Annotated in this window: 2 protein-coding genes; one reads left to right on the forward strand and one right to left on the reverse strand. The window is 75.9% G+C overall.

Annotated features, from left to right (window positions below):
- On the forward strand, positions 1 to 1,180 hold a 1,180-nt coding region (locus CLM62_RS29800), incomplete at its 5' end, for a CHAT domain-containing protein (protein ID WP_257004175.1).
- A gap of 97 nt (positions 1,181 to 1,277) precedes the next feature.
- On the opposite strand, the gene CLM62_RS29805 is transcribed toward CLM62_RS29800, so the two are convergent.
- On the reverse strand, positions 1,278 to 1,614 hold a 337-nt coding region (locus CLM62_RS29805), incomplete at its 5' end, for a response regulator transcription factor (RefSeq protein ID WP_143659170.1).

The following is a 1,614-nucleotide window of genomic DNA, read 5'->3' on the forward strand; positions in this document are numbered from 1 at the left end:
GTCCGCGCCGCCGACCCGGCCGCCCGCCGACACCGCGCTGCTCGGCGACCTCACCGCGTTCCGCGAGATCGCCGCCCGCGCGGCGGAGGCTCGCCGGGACGGCCGCGCGGTTCCGGCCCTGGAGCGCGAACAGCGGCGGCTCGAACGGGAGATCCGCTCCCGGACCCTGCACATGCGCGGCGACGCGCCCGGCGACGGAGACCGGTTCGACCCGGCTCGGTTGCTGCAACGGCTGGGGGACGATGTGCGGCTGGTGGAGCTGGCCGTGCTCGACGGGCGCGTCCACGTGCTGCTGTGCGGGCAGGGCCGGGTGCGGCGGTTCGAGGCGGGGCTCCTCGCCGAGGCGGAGACCGAGGCCGAGCATGTGCAGGCCGGGCTGCGGCGGCTGGCCCATCCGGGGGCGGAGGCAAGGCTTCCGGTGGTGGAGGCGGCGGGCCGCCGGCTGGAGGAGCTGCTGCTCGGTCCGGCGGCGGCCCAGCTGGGCTCCGGGCCGGTCGTGGTGGTACCGCCGGGCCGGCTGCACCGGGTGCCGTGGGCGCTGCTGCCCTCGCTGCGGGACCGGGTGTTCAGCGTGTCGCCGTCAGCGAGCAGCTGGCTGCGGGCCCGGGAGACGGCGCCGCCGCCCGGCGGACGGCAGGTGCTGGTGCGCGGCCCGGGCCTGGCGACCGGCGGTGCGGAGGTACCCGAACTGGCCGACCGGTACGGCGGTTCCACCGTGCTGGAGCACGAAGAAGCGCGTGTGCCCCGGGTGTTGGAGGAGCTCGACGGCTCGGCGCTGGCGCACATCGCCGCGCACGGCACGTTCCGCGCGGACAGCCCCCTGTTCTCGTCCCTGCGGATGGCCGACGGCCCGCTCATCGTCCACGACTTCGAACGCCTGGACCGCAGTCCGTACCGGATCATCCTTTCCTGCTGCGACACCGCCCGGTTCGCGTCCGTCGGCGCCGACGAGCTGCTCGGCCTGGTCACCGCGCTGCTGCCGCTGGGCACGGCCGGGGTGGTGGCGTGCAGCGCGCCCGTCAACGACGCCGCGGTGGTGCCGTTGATGCTCTCGCTGCACAAGGGGCTGAGCGCCGGTCTGTCGCTGGCGGAGGCGTTGCGCGACGCGCGGACCGCGCTGCCGGGCGACGCGACGCACCAGGCGACGGGGTGGGCGTTCTCGGCGTTCGGTGCGGCCTGACCCACGCGTGCCCTTGACGTTGTGGCCTTGACGTTGGGGGGCGGCCTGACCCCTCCCCCGATCACGGGGGTCAGACCGCCGGTCCAATGGGCGCAGTTCAGGCGGACTGCGCTGCCGGCAGTTCCACCAGCCACGGCAGGGCACCGCGGTCACTCGCGCCGAGCCGGGCGTAGGCGCTGTAGAGGTGGTTGCCGACGGTACGGATGGACAGGGTGAGCTTCTCCGCGATCTGCCGGTTGCTGAGGCCGGCGGCCGCGAGGGTGACGATCTGCCGTTGCCTGGCGGTCAGTTCACCCAGGACCAGCCCGGACAGCGCCGGGGTACGGGCGCCCTGGCAGCGCCGGGCGAGCGCGACGGCGCGGGTACGCGAGGTGCGGGCGGCACGCGGGTCGCGGTGCGCCCGTACGGCCTGGGCGTGCGCCTCGGCCGCGAGG

It is taken from the genome of Streptomyces sp. SA15, assembly GCF_002291145.1.
Lineage (GTDB): Bacteria > Actinomycetota > Actinomycetes > Streptomycetales > Streptomycetaceae > Streptomyces.